The sequence below is a fragment of the Dolichospermum compactum NIES-806 genome, from assembly GCF_002368115.1.
GTDB classification, from domain to species: domain Bacteria; phylum Cyanobacteriota; class Cyanobacteriia; order Cyanobacteriales; family Nostocaceae; genus Dolichospermum; species Dolichospermum compactum.
Map to the genome: position 1 here is coordinate 3,747,666 of NZ_AP018316.1, position 15,536 is coordinate 3,763,201.

The window sequence follows — 15,536 nt, forward strand, 5'->3', positions numbered from 1 at the left end:
TTGTCCTTGTCCACTTTCATGGGCATCAAGAACACAATTAGAGAAAATATCAACAGTTTATTAATACATCTTAGCTAAAATTGACTTGCGCCTAGCTTGGAAGATAGGGGAGAGGTGATAGGCAATGGAAAATTTTGTTTTTTCTTTCTGCCGACATAAACCGCTACCCCTGAGTTTCTTTAAGCAGCTATGATATTTTTCAAATCAGTAAAAACTTCTTCTTGGGACTGATTACCGTTGACTGTGAGGAGTTTTTGGCGATCTGTAAAATAGTTAATTAAGGGTGCAGTTTCATCGCGGTATACTTCTAAGCGGCGACGAATTACTTCTTCAGTATCATCTTTTCGTCCGCGTCCTAGTAACCGGGTAATGACAGATTCATCTGGTGCATCCAGATTGATTACCTTTTCACCACCCTGTCCTAGACTTGTGAGTAATTCTGCCAGAAACTCTGCTTGTGTAACTTTACGAGGAAAGCCGTCTAAAATCCAACCTGTTATAGCATCTGGTTGTTGCAGACGCTCCTTGACCATATCTTCTACTAATTTGTCTGGCACTAACTCGCCTTTATCCATAAAACCTTGGGCTTGCATTCCCAAATTTGTTTGGTCTTGAATGGCTTGGCGTAAAATGTCACCTGTAGAAATATGAGGAATCTGCAAAAATGCAGCCAAGGTTTTAGCTTGAGTTCCTTTACCAGCGCCTGGTGGTCCCAAGAAGATTAATCGCGTCACTATTGTTTCACCATTCCTTCATATCGCTGAGAGATAACGTAAGTTTGGATTTGTTTAGCCGTATCAATTGCCACACCAACTAGAATTAACAAAGATGTTGCACCCAGTCCTTTAAAGGTGGGAACTTTTAAGGCACTTTCTACGGCTGTGGGAATAATTGCCACTAAACCTAAAAAGATAGCCCCTAAAAAAGTCAGTCGGTTTGTGACCTTTTCGATATACTCACTAGTGGCTTTTCCGGGACGAATACCGGGGATACTAGAACCCATTTTTTTCAAATTCTGAGCCACGTCTACTGGGTTGAGAATCAACGAAGAATAGAAGTAACTGAAGAAAACAATGGAAGTTAAGTAAACGAGAGCATATACCCAAGGTGCAGAACCACCAGGACTTAAATAGGTATTAACGATGTTTGCTAATTCAGGATTTTTAGTGAAATTTGCGACTAAAAGTGGCAAACTCAGGATTGCGGCTGCGAAAATAATCGGCATTACCCCGCCAGAATTAAGGCGTAGAGGTAAATAACTCCGCTGTTCTGCTAAAACTCTTCTGCCTACCTGACGACGAGCCGAAATAATGGGGATGCGGCGCATTCCTTCCTGTACGAACACAATCCCGACGATTGTGAACATAAAAACCAGGACCAGGACGATGACACGCCCAACAATTTCTCGTCCACCAACTTGTACCAAGTCAATGGTATCTCCCAGAGATTTAGGTAAAGAAGCCACAATGTTGACAAAAATCAACAAAGATGCGCCATTCCCGATACCCCGTTCAGTAATTAGTTCCGATGCCCACATCACGAACATTGAACCAGCAGTTAGCGAGATCGCTGTTTCTGCTACGAATATCGGACCGGGGTTAAGAGCGAATTGTTGGAGGAATAATGCCGAAAAAGCCACACTTTGAATGATTGCCCAAACTACAGTCACATAGCGGGTAATTTGTGATATTTTCCGCCGACCTGCTTCCCCTTCATTTTTCTGTAAGTTTTCTAAAGATGGCAGAGCCGCAGTGAGCAATTGGATGATAATGGAGGCATTAATAAAGGGCAAAATCCCCAAAGCAAAGATACCCAAAGTAGAGAGTCCGCGCCCAGAGAATATATCCAATAAACCGAAGATGGAATTGTTGCCCGATATAGCCTCAGCAAACTTAGGTCTATCAATTCCTGGAACAGGCAAAAATATCCCCAGGCGAACCAAAATTAAAATACCGACAGTGACAAGCAGCCTACCTCTCAGTCCGGCTGCTTGCGCCATCTGCATAAAAGTTTCTTGAGCCGTTGGGGCTTTGTCTCGACTGATCATAGAGTTTTACCTTTGAAGTCCTAACTATGATTTACGTGATTAATGTGATGAAGATGATTAAGGTATCTTGTGAACAATAACCTCTTCCCCCCAATCACGAGGTTATCGGCAGTCCGCACCCTTCATCTTTTATACAGTTTCGCAACTCCCACCAGCAGCCTCAATTTTGGCGCGAGCCTGGCCTGTGAAAGCAGCAGCTTTTACCTGAAGAGAAACATTCAATTCACCATTACCCAAAATTTTCAGTTCACCTTTAACAGTGGTTAAAATACCGGACTGTTTTAATGACTCTAAAGTTACTTCTGAGTTAGCAGGTAAATTATTTAATTTCTCTACATTGATAGTAGTGTAAATTCTCCGATTAATCAGAGGGAAACCCTTGAGTTTAGGAATCCGGCGGTACAATGGCTGTTGACCACCTTCAAAACCTGGTCTTGTGCCACTACCAGAACGGGATTTTTGACCACGCATCCCTAGACCAGCGCTAGCACCTTGTCCAGCAGAAATACCTCTACCTACACGCTTACGGCGTTTTTTAGAGCCTTTTTGGGGCTTAACATCATTAAGTCTCATTTTGGTTTGGGATTTTAGATTTTAGATTTTGGATTTTAGATTGAGAATCTGATACAAAGGGTGACTAAATATAGAGTTTCTCAATGGCGATACCGCGATCTTCAGCAACTTCACTTAATGTCCGCAGGGTAGATAGAGCGTTAACTGCGGCTCTGGCGTTGTTCAAAGGGTTATTTGAACCTAGTTGTTTGGCAAGAATATTGCGTATTCCTGCTAACTCTAGTACAGTCCGTACAGCACCCCCGGCAATTACCCCTGTACCTGGTGCGGCTGGGCGCATCATCACTTTAGCTCCACCACCGATGCCATCAATGGGGTGAGGAATAGAATTGGATTTGGTGATAGGAATGTCAATCAGATGTTTTTTACCATCAGCGACACCTTTTTTAACTGCACCAATTACATCTGATGCCTTGCCTACTCCGACTCCGACTTGTCCACGTTCATTACCAACGACGACAATGGCACGGAAGCTGAGTTTTTTACCACCTTTGACGACTTTACTCACCCGGCGGATTTGAATAACTCGCTCTTGCCAGGTGGTTTCTTCTTTTTTTGTACGGCTTGCTTTACGACGACCGGTTACCATAATCAATGCTCTCTTTTAGTTGTCAGTTGTCAGTTGTCAGTTGTCAGTTGTCAGTTGCTACTGACTATTGACTACTGACGGACTTAGAAATCTAGACCAGCTTCGCGTGCCGCCTCAGCCAGTGCTTTAATGCGACCATGATAGAGGTTGCCACCACGGTCAAAAACGACTTTAGTGATGCCTTTTTCTAGAGCGCGCACAGCTACCAATTTACCAACTTGTACTGATGCGTCACAGTTAGCACCAGAAGCTATGTTAGATTTCAATTCTGGTTCTACGGTTGATGCGGCAACTATAGTTTCTTGCTTGGTATCATCAATTACTTGAGCATAAATATGCTCATTGGATCGAAATATAGCCAAGCGGGGACGTTCTGGAGAACCGGTGACTTTGCCACGAACGCGCCGATGACGACGTTGTTTTGATTCTTTGCGTGTAAGTTTCATGTTTACTTCTTACCACCCTTACCAGTCTTACCAGCTTTGCGTCTGACCACTTCACCTGCATAGCGAATACCTTTACCTTTGTAAGGTTCAGGCGGACGGACTGCACGAATTTTAGCTGCTGTATTTCCTACAATTTCTTTGTCATAACCGCTGACTATGACATTAGTAGTACCTTCTACTGCAAATTGAATTCCTTCTGGCGGTTCAATTTGCACTTTATGGCTATAACCCATATTTAAAACTAGGTTACGGCCTTCAACTTGGGCGCGATAACCAACCCCTTGGATTTCCAAGCGACGTTGAAAACCCTGAGATACTCCCTCCACCATATTGGCCACCAAGGTGCGGCTCAGACCGTGCATTTGTCTGGAGGTGCGGGTTTCATCACGACGAGTAACTAGCAATGTTTCTCCATCTAAGGAGAGTATGACATTGTTAGGTAGTTGACGGGAAAGTTCACCTTTAGGACCTTTCACCACTACTTTGACACCATCAATCGCCACTTGCACTTTGGCGGGAATGGTAATTGGACGTTTACCAATACGAGACATGATTTTTTGTTCTTTGTCAGTTGTTTTTTGTCAGTTGTCAGTTGTTCGTTGTTTTGCCACTGACCAATGACCAATGACGACTACCAAACGTGGCAAAGCACTTCACCGCCTAGATTTTGGCGGCGTGCTTCGCGGTCAGTCATAATCCCACTGGATGTAGAAATAATGGCAATACCGATACCGCCTAGCACTCTTGGTAATTCTTTTCTGTTGGAGTAAACACGCAAACCTGGTTTACTCACTCGTTTTAGGGCAGTGATTAAGGGTTGGCGATTTTTACCTTTGTATTTCAGGGAAATAACCAGGTTTCGCTTAATTCCTTCTCCTGCTTCTTCAACTTCCGCAATAAAGCCTTCTTCTCGCAGTACCTTAGCAATACTACGGGTCATCTTTGTAGCTGGTACTTGCGTAGTTTGATGCCTTGCCATATTGGCATTGCGGATGCGCGTCAGCATATCTGCAATTGTGTCGTTAGCCGCCATCGTTCCCTCTTTAGATGAACTTATTGATCGCGAAAGGGCATTCCCATTTCCTTAAGTAAGGCGCGGCCCTCTTCGTCGGTTTTTGCCGTGGTGATGATAGAAATATCTAAACCCCGGACTTGATCGATTCTGTCATATTCCACTTCTGGAAAAATTAGCTGTTCGCGCACACCCAGAGTGTAGTTGCCACGACCGTCAAAGCTTTTGGGGCTGACACCGCGAAAGTCTCTGATTCTGGGTAGTGTCAGGTTAATTAGACGATCTAAGAAGGCGTACATCCGTTCGCCTCTTAGTGTCACCATAATCCCGACAGGCATACCTTGACGAATTTTAAAGCCGGCGATCGCTTTCTTTGCCCGTGTTACCACAGGTTTTTGTCCAGTAATCAGGGCTATTTCGCTGATGGATGCCTCTAGTGATTTAGCGTTTTGAGCAGCTTCTCCCAAACCTCTGTTGATAGTTACCTTAATCACCTTTGGCACTTGATGCACGTTGGTGTACTGAAACTGATTAATCAATTTGGGAGTAATTGTCTCTTGATATACGGTTTTGAGTCGTGTTATGGCCATAGTGTTTGTCCTGTTATTCCCTGGTCTTGGTCAGGGAAAGTTCTTTGTCAGTGTCAGTTGTCAGTTGTTTTTTACTAATGACTAATGACTATTTATCAAGAATCTCACCTGTTTTTTTGAGCATTCTCACTTTCTTGCCTTCGGCAGTGAAAGTGTAGCAGACGCGACTAGCAACGTTTTGCTTGGTGGAATAGAGCATCACATTGGAGCTATGAATGGGGTACTCCTGGGTGACTATTTGCCCTGATTCTCCTTCCTGCTGGGGTTTCACGTGCTTGGTTTTAATGTTGACACCTTTGACAAGAACTTTGCTCAGTTGTGGTAGTGCTTTAATCACTTCACCAACTTTACCTTTATCTTTGCCCGCGATGACTTGCACAGTATCACCAGTTTTGACGTGCATTTTATGAAAAACTTTGGGTTGTGGGCGCTTTGCCATTACAGCACCTCCGGAGCCAGAGAAACAATTTTAGTAAAGTTTTTATCGCGCAGTTCTCGAGCTACGGGTCCAAATACCCGTGTACCTCTAGGATTACCTTCTTTGTTGATAATCACTGCGGCATTATCGTCAAAGCGGATAGCCATTCCACTATCACGAGTAATAGCCTTGCGTGTACGTACAATTACCGCTTCTACAACATCAGACTTTTTAACAGCCATGTTGGGTGAAGACTCTTTGACAACGGCGATAATTCTATCGCCTACGCCACCATAACGGCGGTTACCTGCACCTAATACGCGGATGCACATTAGTTTTTTAGCACCGCTATTATCTGCGACATTCAGATAAGATTGGGGTTGAATCACAACTGGTCTCTCTTTTGGGGTCGTTGTAAGTTAATACAACTGTTTACTATGTAGCTTTGGTGTTCAGAATTTCTGTAACTTGCCAACGCTTGGTTTTACTCAGGGGTCTGGTTTCTTGAATCCGCACGCGATCGCCTGTTTTACAGGTATTCTCTTCGTCGTGAACTTTATAGCGGCGGGTTTGAACTACGATTTTGCCGTACTTGGGGTGAGGAGCGCGGTTTTCTATGGCTACTACCACAGTTTTTTGCATTTTATCGCTCACTACCAAGCCAACTCGTTCTTTGACTGCCATAATTTCCTACTTTTGCTCTTGGTCTGAAAGACTTGCTGCCCGTTTCCGTTCTCCTTCTACTGTCAGCAATTGGGAGAGACGATGGCGTGCGTGTTTGAACTGGTGAGGCTTTTCTAGCTGTCTTGTGGCTTTTTGCAAGCGCAACTGGAACAATTGTCTCTTAACAGCGACAATTTCCTCGGCCAGTCTTTCGTCATTTAATTCTCTAGCTTCCGCAATCTTGGGAAGAGGCATAACCTACTCCTGCTCCTGTGGTTGAGAGCGCACAATAAATTTGGTCTTAATTGGTAACTTAGCGTCAGCCAATCGCATAGCTTCGCGGGCAATTTCTTCAGTCACGCCGCCAATTTCAAACATGATCCGGCCTGGTTTGACTACGGCTACCCAAAACTCTGGGTTACCTTTACCAGAACCCATCCGGGTTTCAGCAGGACGCATGGTAATTGGTTTGTCAGGGAAAATCCGAATCCAGATTTTGCCACCCCGGCGAATATACCGAGTCATTGCCCGACGGGAAGCCTCGATTTGCCGTGAGGTAATCCAAGATGGTTCTTGGGCTTGGAGTCCAAAATCCCCAAAGTTGAGGGTACTGCCTCGGCTGGCAAGACCTTCCATGCGTCCGCGTTGTTGTTTGCGGAATTTAGTTCTTCTAGGACTTAACATGATTTGTCAGTTGTCGGTTGTCAGTTGTCAGTTGTCAGTTGTCAGTTTTTTTGCCACTGACTATTGAGCATTGACTAGGATTCATTGGAGCGGTCTTCAAACTGTTGACGACGACGTTGTTGTTGTCGGCGACGGGGTTCGCGTTCACGGTCACGATCACCACGATCACGGTCACGTTCTCTGGCTGGTTGGGCGGGAGCTTGTTCCTGACCAGGAATAATTTCTCCTTTAAATACCCAAACTTTAATTCCGAGAATCCCGTAAATTGTCTTAGCTGTGCAGCCAGAATAGTCAATGTCAGCCCGTAAGGTGTGGAGAGGAACTCGACCTTCACGAGTCCACTCAGAGCGGGCAATTTCTGCACCGTTGAGCCGACCACCGACTTGAACTTTGATTCCTTGTACACCTGCTCTTTGAGCGCGTTGAATTGCTTGACGCACAACTCGGCGGAAGGAAACCCGACGCTCTAATTGTTGAGCAATGTACTCAGCAATCAGGTAAGCATCAGCATCAACTCGTTGGACTTCAACAACGTTAATACGAATTTGGCGATTACCACCCAAAGCTCCTTGTAGTCCAAGGCGCAATGATTCAATACCTTGACCACCCCGACCTACAACCACACCTGGTCTAGCTGTGCGAACTTCTATGTCAATTTGATCCGCTTTGCGCTCAATTCTCACTTCGGAAATACCGGCGTTATTTTGAGCGTATCTACCTAGTTTTTGTTCAATGTATTGACGGAGTTTGTAGTCTTCCTGTAGAAGTTCTGGATAACGGTCAGGTTCTGCAAACCAACGGGATTGGTGTTCTTGAGTTATACCCAGTCGAAAGCCGACTGGATGAATTTTCTGTCCCACAAAAGCTTCCTCTAAAATTTCTTACTGTACGCAATTTTTTTGTGCCTGTATGGCTGTTTACTCAGCAGTAGAGCCAGCGGAAACAGCAACAGTGATATGACACGTTGGTTTGCGAATTTGGTAAGCTCGACCTTGGGCTCTGGGTTGAAACCGTTTTAGCACTGGGCCTTGGTCAGCATAGGCTTGACTAATCACCAAACTGGCTCTGTCCAAACCAGCATTATGCTCTGCGTTAGCTGCGGCACTTCTGAGAACCTTTAAGATGGGGTCACAAGCACCATAGGGCATAAATTCGAGAATAATTAGTGCTTCTCTGTATGAACGCCCGCGAATTTGGTCAAGTACACGGCGCACTTTATAGGGAGAAATGCGTATATAACGGGCGATCGCCTTAACTTCAGTAGTGTCAGTTGCCATTTTCATAACTTACTCTATGTTTGTCAGTTGTCTATTGTCAGCGGTTGTCAGTTGCAAGAGGACTAAATGACCACTGACTACTGACTAGTGACTATCTCCCTGATTTTTTGTCACTTTTGCCATGACCTCTGTAGGTACGGGTAGGAGCAAATTCTCCTAACTTATGTCCTACCATTTGTTCATTGACAAATACAGGAACGTGCTGCCGTCCATTATGAACAGCGATAGTATGACCTACCATCAAGGGCAAAATGGTCGAAGCTCTCGACCAAGTTTTAACCACTTGTTTTTCATCTTTTGCGTTTAACTTCTCAATTTTCTTGAGCAGATGGTCAGCAACAAAAGGACCTTTTTTTAAAGAACGACCCATAGTTCAATTTTGGATTTTGGATTTACCTATTTTGGATTTCGGATTTTGGATTTTGGATAATTAAGCTGTCTTAATATTAGGCTTCAAAAACTTTGAATGCTTAAAAATAGACTCAATCTAAAATCCAAAATTTAAAATCTAAAATTCTAAGACTGACGGCCACCACGACCACGTTTAGAGGATTTGCGACGACGACGGATAATCAACTTAGTGCTGGCTTTCTTGCGTTTACGTGTCTTCGCTCCTAACGTAGGTTTACCCCAAGGTGTTACAGGACCGGATCTACCGATAGGCGCTCTACCTTCACCACCACCATGTGGGTGATCCACTGGGTTCATGGCACTACCTCTAACCTTGGGACGACGGCCTTTCCAGCGATTTCGTCCAGCTTTACCAGCGCTGAGGTTTCTTGCGTCTGTATTACCGACTTGTCCGATGGTGGCGTAACAATCACGCCGAATCAACCGGACTTCACCTGAAGGTAACTTTAATGTCACATAGTTGCCTTCTTTAGCAACAACTTGTGCTACTGCACCAGCAGCACGGACAATTTGACCACCTTTACCTGGGGTCATTTCGACGTTGTGAACACCAGTACCCAAGGGAATATTCAATAAAGGTAAGGCATTACCATCTTCGATGGGTGACTCAGGTCCAGCAATGATCTTTGTCCCTACAGTCATGCCATTTGGCTGCAAGATGTAACGTTTTTCGCCATCTTCATACAACAACAAAGCTATCCGCGCATTCCGGTTAGGATCGTATTCAATGGCTGTAACTATAGCCGGGATATTCCGCTTATCTCGCTTAAAGTCAATAATGCGGTAAAGTTGTTTGTGTCCGCCACCCCGACGACGGCTGGTTATCCGCCCTTGATTGTTCCGACCTTTGGGACGATGAACTGATTCAGTTAATGATTTTTCTGGCTCAGTTTTCGTAATTTCGGCAAAGTCAGAGATGATTACTTGGCGAGTACTGGGGGTATAAGGGCGATAAGAACGAGTACCCATAGTTCAGTTTTGGAGTTTTGATTTTTGATTTTGGAGTCAGAATTTTTTGATTTCAATTTCCGATTTTTAATTGTTCTTTGGCGTTTTCTTGATTTATTAGCCCAATCTCAAATCTCAAATTTAAAATCTCAAATTTTTAGACTTCTGGGAAGAGAACTTTTCTGATTTTTTCTTCGTCCCCAGGAGCAACAGTAACAATAGCTCGCTTGTATTGGGGTTTGTATCCAATAAATCTACCTACCCGTTTTTGTTTGCGTGGTGGGTTAGCGGTATTGATTTTGACGACCTTAACTGCAAATAGGTCTTCAATTGCGGCTCTAATTTGTGGTTTGGTGGCTTTAGGAATTACTTCAAATGTGTATTTGTTTTGTTCCATGAGCATGGTCGCTTTTTCGGTGAGAATGGGGCGACGCACTAAATCCGGCAGATCACGGGTGGCAACTACTTTAGGCACTGTAGACCTCCTGGATCTTCTCTAGGGTTGATGATGTGACGATAATTTTGTCAGCATGGAGCAAATCGTAAACGTTTAACTGGTCGGCAGGAATTAGTTTTAAGTTTTCGATATTGCGAGCTGATAAAAGCACGTTTTCTGGGATTTCAGACAAAATCAATAGTGCTTTTTGTTCTGGTGCAGCACCCCATCTAGCTAATGCTGCTACGAGATCCTTGGTTTTAGGACGCTGTAATTCGTTGCTAAATTCTTCAACAACAATTAAATCTTCAGCACGACTAATAAAGGCTGTCCGCAATGCCAATCGGCGTTCTTTGCGGTTCATTTTTAGGTCGAAATCTCTGGGTTTTGGTCCAAAGATCACACCGCCTCCACGCCACAGTGGTGAACGGATAGAACCAGCACGGGCGCGACCTGTGCCTTTTTGCCGCCAAGGTTTACGACCACCACCACGAACTTCTGCACGAGTCTTGGTGCTGGCAGTTCCCTGGCGAGAATTGGTCATTTGTCTGACTAGGGCGCGGTGTACGATATGCGCCGCTGTTGTTTCTTTGGCAACTCGTAAGTCGAAGTTTGTTTCTCCAACTTGCTCTCCTTGCCAATTTTTAATTACACTCTCTACCATCTTTGTGTCCTTTGTCAGTTGTCTTTTGTCAGTTGCCGGTTGTCAGTTGTCGGTTGTCTTTTTTTGCCCCTAACCAATGACTACTACTAAGCAATGACTAAATGACTATTTTTTACCAACTATAGTTGCAGGAACGACGCTGACTAAGGCTCCTGGTTTGCCAGGAATTGCTCCTTTAATCAGGATTAAGTTGCGTTCTGCATCTACTCGTACTACTGTCAATTTGCGAATTGTGACACGAGTACCGCCTAAACGTCCTGCCATCCTTTTACCTGGATAAACACGACCTGGGGTTGTACCAGCACCGATAGAACCTGGCGCTCTATGGTTTTTGGAACCGTGTGACATAGGACCGCGACCAAAGTTGTTCCGCTTTTGGTTGCCGGCAAAACCGCGACCAATACTCGTACCAACTACATCTACAATTTCACCTGCACTAAAAATATCTGCTTTAATTTCTTGACCTAAAGCATAATCACCAGCGCTATCGGTGCGATATTCATTTAGATGACGGACTGCTGGAGCGGATGACTTAGCCAAATGTCCCAACAATGGTTTGTTCAGTGCCTTGGGTTTGACTTCGCCATAACCAACTTGAATGGCAGAGTAACCGTCGGTCTGTTTCGTTTTAACTTGCGTAACGGTGCATGGACCGGCTTTGATGACGGTAACAGGAATGGAGACTCCTGCTTCATCAAAGATTTGGGTCATGCCCAGTTTGGTGCCGAGAATACCTACAGACACAGTTACTGGTTCTCCTTTCGTTTTATTTTTTTGGGCTAAACCTGGAAGTCGAATCGGGACTGGTTTTGCTACTGTCGCTTGAGTGTAAACTTTACCTCTAAAATTTGGACTGGCGTTAGACAGTGTAAATTCTTGGCGACGCAACAGTTTTTGTCCCTTTTGTTTTAGTGAATTTGTTTATTTTCACTTACTCAATCACAATAACAGGAATAACTTCCTACTCTATTGAGAGGGTATTACTTCTGGAATTCAATGCGAGGCTTGATGGCTTTGCGCTGTGTGCAGCAATGCTTTCGTCCAAGCAGTTGCTTTGGCACTCTACCGTGGTAGCAGGACTTAAGTGGTTATTGACCCTCAGTATCCTTTTCCTCAGTCTTAACATAATGCCATGAAACCAACATTACTGCTAAGGAACTACTTATTTTCATGCCCTAAACTATTGTTTAAGGTTTTGCCTAATTTTTTTAGGATTTACGGGAGTGATTTGGTGTGGGAGCTTAAATATGACTTTGGCTCTTTATTTGACCTGAAAGCTTTTTTAGTTTAGCAGTCTCTTATGAAGTGAGCCAGTTTTATTCTTTTGGGGAAACTAACTAGAAACTCAGATGCTAGGACTAACTAGGAAGTCTAAATAAGAAAGATGGCTATCTAATTATACTATTCGGTCACAATCTAATAATATAAACTATTCGTTAATTTTTGTCTAGTATTTTTTTTGCTCTGTTATGGGATGCTGAGGTGTGGGTAGGGAAAATCACCCATGTTCCGGCTGTGAATTTTCAAAATTGTTGAAAATATGCAGGTTCATTTAACTTAATCTACCACTAGAGAGTGAATAATAGAGATATCTAAGTGGGATAGGAAGAAAATATATGGCACTAATTACCACTGGCAACGGTTTCATCCGCAATTTGGAGAAATTTGGGGCGTTGGGTGTTTATGTTCCTCTGGAGGGGGGCTATGAAGGTCGGTATCTGCGCCGATTACGGGCGGCTGGCTATGTTAGCCTCCACATTACTGCAAGAGGACTGGGTGATGTGGCTGCGTATCTGACGCAAGTTCATGGTGTCAGACCACCACATTTAGGCAAAAGAAGTAATAGTAGTGGTGCGGCTGTGGGTGATGTATATTATTTACCACCAATGATCAGTTCCCATTTGGCACAATTACCTCCTAAGTCTAAGGGGTTGGTGTTGTGGATTATTGAGGGATATATTCTTTCTGATCAGGAAGTTGAGTATTTGATGGATTTGCCTAAGTTAGAACCAAGGGTTAAGGTGGTTATTGAGAGAGGTGGCGATCGCATTTTCCGCTGGACACCTTTAGAAAAGACACTGTTAGCTAGTTAAGCAAATTACAAGGGTGGGTAAACCCAGGGTAACACAAAAGTAATACCAGGGTAGGGAAACCCCACCCCTACGGTTTGTTTGGGGATATCTTAATTCTGTATTTCCTGTTGTACCCAAGCACGAAAAGATTTACTAGCTTGGACTTCATCTATTTGGCAATCTTGCAAAAATTGATAAAGTTTTGCTTTGGTGACTATAGAAAATGTGGGACTTTTTTCTCCTTCAACATATTGATGATTTTGAAGTTGATAAATTTGCAATATTTCACCGTTATAACGCCAAAATTCCGGTACACCCATGCTGGCATAAAACTGAAGTTTATTGATGTCAGTGTGGGTAATATCTACTTCTACAATTAAGTCTGGTGGTGGATCTTCGTTTAAATCAACTTTTTTTCCAACTACTTGAGGTTGATTTTGAATGTAATAACAATTATCCGGTTCAGCACTTCTTTGTAAATCATCACGATTTAAGGTAGTTGAACCCATTGTTTTAATTTTCAACCCCATTTCTTCTACCAAAATGCGGATGAATAATTCAATTAATCTGGTAGCACTTTCATGTTCTTCTAAAGGCATGGTAATTTCTAATGTCCCTTGATCATAGATAAGTCGAGAAGAACGACTTTGCCCTAATGCTGCTAAAATTTGCTGATAATTTTGCCAACTGATATTGTGGAAAACTACTCGCTGTTCTGCTGGGGTAGTTTCTGGGGTAATATTATTTGGTTTAGTGATTGTACTAACCATAGTTGCCTTTAAATTTAGCTTAATATAGAACTCATATTTGATTTTTGAAAAAAATTAGGTATTGTAGAGTGCGTCAGATATTACAAATCTGTTTATTGATAGAATTTATGAGGTCTGACGCACCCTACGTATCTTTTCATAAATCAAATATTATTCCTATAGTTATTATAATATATTACGCAAAAGCGAGAACCGAGTGAATTTAAATTTGTCTACTCCCTTACAATTAATTGGGCGTTCTGTAGAGTTTCAGCGGATTATTGAAATACTGGCAAAAGATGGTGATTTGTTAATTACTGGAGTTCCTGGTAGTGGAAGACGTACTTTAGTCAGAGGTGCAGCACAGGAGGTAAATACAGTTATCTTAGAAATAGACTGCATTCGCGCTACAGAAGCGGAGAGATTTGTGCAACTCTTAGCGGAAGCGATTAGTCAAAACTGGGAAGCGGAAAAAATTCAAATCTGGTTAAATGAAAATAATTCGGCATTTTTTACTTTTAATTTTGAAAGTCAACTAAAACTAATTCTCTCTTTGGAACAAGAACAACTGTGGCAAGCCTTCGCCAATTTGTTAAACTTGTTAGAAATAATGGCGGTTGATTTAAATCAACGCATATTGCTGATTTTAGAAAGTTTTCCCCATATTCGTTCTTGGGATCGTCATGGTTTATGGGAAACTACATTTAGGAAAGAAGTTAAGGCTTATCCTCATGTTAGTTATGTATTAATAGCCACGATTGCTGAGTCTAGCCAACAGCCAGATGATACTAATTATCCGATAGAAACTATTCAATTAGCCCCTTTAGCTAAGGACGTTGTAGCCTTGTGGGCGAGGGAAATTTTACATACGCAAGGTTTCACCTTTGATTGTCATAGTCAAGCCTTACAGCTATTTTTAGAGGCAGTACAGGGACATATTGGGGATGGGATGGCGATTATTCGGCGGTTATCTGCTTCGCGTTGTGCAGATGAATTAATTAGGGAGGAAGATGTGCAAAAGGCTATAGCAGGATTATTGAAAGATTTATCTATGACTTATGAATCTTTGCTGATGTTGTTACCAGCAAATCAGGTACATTTATTGGAATCTTTAGCTATTGATCCGACTGATAAACCTCAGAGTAAGGAGTATATTCAAAAGCATGGACTTTCACGGGGTGGAAGTCTACAAGGGGCGTTAACTGGTTTGCAGCATAAGGGTTTGATTTATGATGCTGAAAATGGTTATCGGTTAGCTATGCCTTTGTTGGCTTTGTGGTTGCGGGAACGGTTGAGTTAATTTGGTTTCTCACGCAAAGGCGCAAAGACGCAAAGGAAGAAGGTTATGATTCTGGTAAAAATTCAGTTTCTAATATTTGTGTGATTTCATAATGACAATTTTCTGGAAAGGTTTCATAGGGGAGGTTGGTTTCTTTGACTGCTAAGTTAATTCCGTCTTGATAACCTAATCAAAAGGCTTCTTCTAAATAGGATTTTAAGCTGGGACTATCTGCTAATATTCGGTTGATTTGAGTCCGTTGTTCTCGAATTGTTGCTAACCAACTATTACTACGTTTTTATGGTTGATATTGCCATTTTAGTAAGTGTCCTAATAACAAGGCTAAAAGGTTGGTTAATTCTCTTCTTTCTTGTCTTCCCAATGTTTCTATCTCTTCAATTAAGTTGAGTTTATCTAGTGTTTCCCATTTTTCTTCTCTGAGTAGTTGTGCTTGTGTTTTTGCCCATCCATAAAAATCAGAATTGTACAGTGTATTCATGGTTTTTACCTGTAAATTACTATATATTATTTATTTGTCTGAATCAGGATTTTCAGGATTTTAGGATTTTCAGGATAGGAATTTGTCTGAATCAGGATGTCTGGTTACTGAGCGAAGTCGAAGTACAGGATTTTAGGATTTTCAGGATAGGAATTTGTCTGAATCAGGATTTTCAGGAT

General features: G+C 42.7%; 23 protein-coding genes and 1 pseudogene. 2 read left to right on the forward strand and 22 right to left on the reverse strand.

What is annotated here, in order from left to right:
- Window positions 1-179: 179 nt before the first annotated feature.
- The 20 genes from CA730_RS17680 to rplC all read right to left on the reverse strand — a co-directional run bounded on the left by CA730_RS17680 (window position 180) and on the right by rplC (window position 11,502).
- Window positions 180-734: an adenylate kinase gene (locus CA730_RS17680; protein WP_096669280.1), complete on the reverse strand. Its 555-nt coding sequence runs from the start codon at window positions 732-734 to the stop codon at window positions 180-182.
- Entirely contained in the window at window positions 734-2,047 is a 1,314-nt protein-coding gene (gene secY / locus CA730_RS17685; RefSeq protein ID WP_096669282.1) for a preprotein translocase subunit SecY, read from the reverse strand. Before secY ends, CA730_RS17680 begins: the two co-directional genes overlap by 1 nt.
- A 129-nt stretch (window positions 2,048-2,176) precedes the next feature.
- Entirely contained in the window at window positions 2,177-2,620 is a 444-nt protein-coding gene (rplO, locus tag CA730_RS17690) for a 50S ribosomal protein L15 (protein ID WP_096669284.1), read from the reverse strand.
- A 64-nt stretch (window positions 2,621-2,684) separates the two neighbouring features.
- A complete protein-coding gene (rpsE, locus tag CA730_RS17695; protein WP_027402091.1) occupies window positions 2,685-3,209 on the reverse strand; it encodes a 30S ribosomal protein S5 in 525 nt (174 codons plus the stop codon).
- A gap of 83 nt (window positions 3,210-3,292) precedes the next feature.
- Window positions 3,293-3,655, reverse strand: a complete 363-nt coding sequence (gene rplR / locus CA730_RS17700) for a 50S ribosomal protein L18 (protein WP_096669286.1) — start codon at window positions 3,653-3,655, stop codon at window positions 3,293-3,295.
- A gap of 2 nt (window positions 3,656-3,657) precedes the next feature.
- Window positions 3,658-4,206 (reverse strand): 50S ribosomal protein L6, encoded by a 549-nt coding sequence (gene rplF / locus CA730_RS17705; RefSeq protein WP_096669288.1) that lies wholly within the window; start codon window positions 4,204-4,206, stop codon window positions 3,658-3,660.
- A gap of 80 nt (window positions 4,207-4,286) precedes the next feature.
- On the reverse strand, window positions 4,287-4,688 hold the full coding sequence (gene rpsH / locus CA730_RS17710; protein ID WP_027402094.1) for a 30S ribosomal protein S8: 402 nt from the start codon (window positions 4,686-4,688) through the stop codon (window positions 4,287-4,289).
- 20 nt (window positions 4,689-4,708) lie between these two features.
- The gene (rplE, locus tag CA730_RS17715) at window positions 4,709-5,257 is read right to left on the reverse strand and encodes a 50S ribosomal protein L5 (RefSeq protein WP_027402095.1); all 549 of its coding nucleotides are present in this window, start codon (window positions 5,255-5,257) and stop codon (window positions 4,709-4,711) included.
- A gap of 88 nt (window positions 5,258-5,345) precedes the next feature.
- Window positions 5,346-5,696 carry a 50S ribosomal protein L24 gene (rplX, locus tag CA730_RS17720; RefSeq protein ID WP_027402096.1) on the reverse strand — a complete coding sequence of 117 codons (351 nt, stop codon included), beginning with the start codon at window positions 5,694-5,696 and terminating at the stop codon, window positions 5,346-5,348.
- Window positions 5,696-6,064, reverse strand: a complete 369-nt coding sequence (gene rplN / locus CA730_RS17725; protein WP_096669290.1) for a 50S ribosomal protein L14 — start codon at window positions 6,062-6,064, stop codon at window positions 5,696-5,698. Before rplN ends, rplX begins: the two co-directional genes overlap by 1 nt.
- Before the next feature lie 46 nt (window positions 6,065-6,110).
- Window positions 6,111-6,359 carry a 30S ribosomal protein S17 gene (gene rpsQ, locus CA730_RS17730; protein WP_096669292.1) on the reverse strand — a complete coding sequence of 83 codons (249 nt, stop codon included), beginning with the start codon at window positions 6,357-6,359 and terminating at the stop codon, window positions 6,111-6,113.
- 6 nt (window positions 6,360-6,365) lie between these two features.
- Window positions 6,366-6,593: a 50S ribosomal protein L29 gene (gene rpmC, locus CA730_RS17735; protein ID WP_027402099.1), complete on the reverse strand. Its 228-nt coding sequence runs from the start codon at window positions 6,591-6,593 to the stop codon at window positions 6,366-6,368.
- A gap of 3 nt (window positions 6,594-6,596) precedes the next feature.
- Complete coding sequence (gene rplP / locus CA730_RS17740) at window positions 6,597-7,022, reverse strand: 50S ribosomal protein L16 (RefSeq protein ID WP_027402100.1); 426 nt, start codon at window positions 7,020-7,022, stop codon at window positions 6,597-6,599.
- Window positions 7,023-7,096: 74 nt separating this feature from the next.
- Window positions 7,097-7,882: a 30S ribosomal protein S3 gene (rpsC, locus tag CA730_RS17745; protein WP_096669294.1), complete on the reverse strand. Its 786-nt coding sequence runs from the start codon at window positions 7,880-7,882 to the stop codon at window positions 7,097-7,099.
- Window positions 7,883-7,939: 57 nt separating this feature from the next.
- Complete coding sequence (rplV, locus tag CA730_RS17750) at window positions 7,940-8,299, reverse strand: 50S ribosomal protein L22 (protein WP_096671616.1); 360 nt, start codon at window positions 8,297-8,299, stop codon at window positions 7,940-7,942.
- A gap of 91 nt (window positions 8,300-8,390) precedes the next feature.
- Entirely contained in the window at window positions 8,391-8,669 is a 279-nt protein-coding gene (gene rpsS, locus CA730_RS17755; RefSeq protein ID WP_027402103.1) for a 30S ribosomal protein S19, read from the reverse strand.
- A 146-nt stretch (window positions 8,670-8,815) separates the two neighbouring features.
- Window positions 8,816-9,679 carry a 50S ribosomal protein L2 gene (gene rplB / locus CA730_RS17760; protein WP_096669296.1) on the reverse strand — a complete coding sequence of 288 codons (864 nt, stop codon included), beginning with the start codon at window positions 9,677-9,679 and terminating at the stop codon, window positions 8,816-8,818.
- 136 nt (window positions 9,680-9,815) lie between these two features.
- Complete coding sequence (locus CA730_RS17765; protein WP_027402105.1) at window positions 9,816-10,133, reverse strand: 50S ribosomal protein L23; 318 nt, start codon at window positions 10,131-10,133, stop codon at window positions 9,816-9,818.
- Complete coding sequence (gene rplD, locus CA730_RS17770; RefSeq protein ID WP_096669298.1) at window positions 10,126-10,758, reverse strand: 50S ribosomal protein L4; 633 nt, start codon at window positions 10,756-10,758, stop codon at window positions 10,126-10,128. Before rplD ends, CA730_RS17765 begins: the two co-directional genes overlap by 8 nt.
- Before the next feature lie 105 nt (window positions 10,759-10,863).
- A complete protein-coding gene (gene rplC, locus CA730_RS17775; RefSeq protein WP_096671618.1) occupies window positions 10,864-11,502 on the reverse strand; it encodes a 50S ribosomal protein L3 in 639 nt (212 codons plus the stop codon).
- Window positions 11,503-12,374: 872 nt separating this feature from the next.
- On the opposite strand from rplC, the gene ndhN reads away from it, so the two are divergent.
- A complete protein-coding gene (gene ndhN / locus CA730_RS17780) occupies window positions 12,375-12,851 on the forward strand; it encodes an NAD(P)H-quinone oxidoreductase subunit N (protein ID WP_096669300.1) in 477 nt (158 codons plus the stop codon).
- Window positions 12,852-12,940: 89 nt separating this feature from the next.
- Here the strand turns inward: ndhN and CA730_RS17785 are convergent, their stop codons facing one another.
- Entirely contained in the window at window positions 12,941-13,600 is a 660-nt protein-coding gene (locus CA730_RS17785) for a Uma2 family endonuclease (protein ID WP_096669302.1), read from the reverse strand.
- A gap of 196 nt (window positions 13,601-13,796) precedes the next feature.
- Here CA730_RS17785 and CA730_RS17790 point away from each other — a divergent pair, with 196 nt between their 5' ends.
- Window positions 13,797-14,879, forward strand: coding sequence for an ATP-binding protein (locus CA730_RS17790; RefSeq protein ID WP_096669304.1), 1,083 nt, complete (start codon window positions 13,797-13,799; stop codon window positions 14,877-14,879).
- Between the two features lie 43 nt (window positions 14,880-14,922).
- Here the strand turns inward: CA730_RS17790 and CA730_RS17795 are convergent.
- Window positions 14,923-15,357, reverse strand: a pseudogene (locus tag CA730_RS17795) (DUF29 domain-containing protein).
- Between the last annotated feature and the right edge of the window lie 179 nt (window positions 15,358-15,536).